The 2263-nt window shown below is 47.9% G+C and carries 2 protein-coding genes and 1 pseudogene; all 3 read left to right on the top strand.

The window, feature by feature from the left end; translation table 11 throughout:
* Nucleotides 1-210: pseudogene (locus ACI4WN_RS03545) on the top strand (ribosomal protein S18-alanine N-acetyltransferase); the annotation flags it as partial.
* A gap of 360 nt (nt 211-570) precedes the next feature.
* Complete coding sequence (locus tag ACI4WN_RS03550) at nt 571-828, top strand: hypothetical protein (protein ID WP_439776988.1); 258 nt, start codon at nt 571-573, stop codon at nt 826-828.
* 177 nt (nt 829-1005) lie between these two features.
* The gene (gene tsaD / locus ACI4WN_RS03555; protein WP_439776989.1) at nt 1006-2046 is read left to right on the top strand and encodes a tRNA (adenosine(37)-N6)-threonylcarbamoyltransferase complex transferase subunit TsaD; all 1041 of its coding nucleotides are present in this window, start codon (nt 1006-1008) and stop codon (nt 2044-2046) included.
* Nucleotides 2047-2263 lie beyond the last annotated feature (217 nt).

Here is a 2263-nt window from a genome sequence, read left to right on the forward strand (position 1 = left end):
GTGATCTTAAACGAGGTTAAAAAGCAAGACCTTAATAAGGTGACCTTGGAAGTGCGGGTCGAGAACAAAAAGGCTCAGGCGCTTTACCGCCACTTAGGCTTTCGAGACAACTTCATTAGACGGAACTACTACACCAATGTTGACCGTCCTGACAGCGACGGCTTAAACATGATCTGTGATCTCAGAAAGAAGAATAAGTGTCAATGGTAACCCCTTACTGAAGTAAGGGGCTTGAAGCGCAAGCTTCAGGCCTCTTATCTTTAGTAGGGAAGCTGGAGAAATTTGGCTTTCATTGTCTAGACTAAGCTATCCAGTCGGCTTCGGCTGACTGAATAGAGAAACTACGTTATCCATGTCATCACACCCAAGGATGATGCCCAAGTCTTTGGCTCTGTGGCAGCTCTGTAAACAGTCATGAGGTTAACGTGACAGTCAACTGCGCCCACAAGCATGGATAACATTGTCGATGGGCATCAACGCAAATCCAAATTGGTTCTCCTGATTTGGACGAGCGGCAGGAATCACTGTTTCCTGCATTACGGAAAAGGAGAAAAAACATGAAGCATGAAAATGCCAATCGGGTGTTTTTGGAAATATGCCCGCGGCATATGGCTGAATGACTACGTTCGCGTAATTGGAAATAATGCCAAGGGCTACGTTCAAGGCTTTAAGTCGAATGGATATTTTGTATATTTGACGGATAGCTTAGGCAATTACGTACTGAACAATGGCAAGAATTACATCAATGGAAAGCAGTGCCGGCTGATCATGCATAACGGCAACTGGCAAAAAGCAGAGCAAAAGCTTTCTCTGTACGAATTTAAGTAAGAAAGAAGGAGGGCGGCAGGCAAGCCCTATTCCTCCACCCATTGAAATAGGTGGAATCCCGGGCTTGCCTACCGTTGAAAATCATTTAAGTAAGAAAGAAGGAGGGCGGCAGGCAAGCCCTATTCCTCCACCCATTGAAATAGGTGGAATCCCGGGCTTGCCTACCGTTGAAAATCATTGAATAAAGAAAAAGACATTCGCATTTTGGCTTTTGAAAGCTCCTGCGATGAAACATCCACTTCTGTGGTGAAAAACGGCTCAGAAATCGAGAGCTTGGTCGTGGCAACCCAAATCAAGAGCCACGCCCGCTTTGGCGGGGTTGTGCCCGAAGTGGCCAGCCGTCACCATATTGAAGTGATCACCCAGATTACCAAAGAAGCCCTGGCTGAAGCCAAGGTGACTTGGGACGACATCGATGCCATTGCCGTCACCCACGGTCCTGGCCTGGTTGGGGCTCTCTTGATCGGGATTAACGCTGCTAAAGCAGCTTCTATGGCGACAGGCTTGCCGCTAATCGGCGTAGACCATATTATGGGCCACATTACCGCGGCCCAGCTGGTTGACAAGATCGAATACCCAGCCATGGCCTTGCAGGTGTCAGGTGGCCACACGGAAATCGTCTTGATGAAGGATCCAACCCACTTTGAAATCGTGGGCGACACCCGCGACGACGCAGCTGGGGAAGCTTATGACAAGATTGGCCGGGTGCTGGGGGTCAACTATCCAGCTGGCAAGACCATTGACCAATGGGCTCACCAAGGCAAGGATACTTTTAACTTCCCAAGAGCCATGATCGACGAAGACAATTACGACTTCTCCTTCTCCGGCTTAAAGAGTGCCTTCATCAACACCTGCCACCATGCTGACCAAATTGGCGAAAAGCTGGATAAGTATGACCTGGCAGCCAGCTTCCAAGCAGCAGTTGTCGACGTTTTGGCGGCTAAGACCATCAGAGCCATCAAGCAGTACCAGCCTAAGACCTTTATCATGGGTGGGGGCGTGGCGGCCAACCTGGGCTTGAGAGAGCGGATGGATGAGGAAATTGCGGCTTTGGCCAACCCGCCAAAGGTGATCCTGCCGCCTCTTAAGCTCTGCGGAGACAATGCTGCCATGATTGGGGCAGCAGCCTACAACCAGTACCTGGAAGGCGACTTTGCCGATCTGCGGCTAGACGCTGATCCATCAATGGAACTGCCATATGCGGCTGATTACAAGTAATCTAAAATAACAAAACGGCTCTATAATATTTCTTACTGATGGATGTCAAGTAATACATCCGTCGGTAAGATTTTTTGTTTAAAATAAAAAAAGCACTAAACAGACGTGTTCTGTTTAGTGCCTTTATCAAACATATGTAAGATTTCTTGACAAGCATCAGTAAGATTTGACAAAGAGCCAACAAAAATTACCAAAAGAAAAATGACTGAATCTTTGA

The sequence above is a fragment of the Lactobacillus sp. genome (genome assembly GCF_051893255.1).
Lineage (GTDB): Bacteria > Bacillota > Bacilli > Lactobacillales > Lactobacillaceae > Lactobacillus.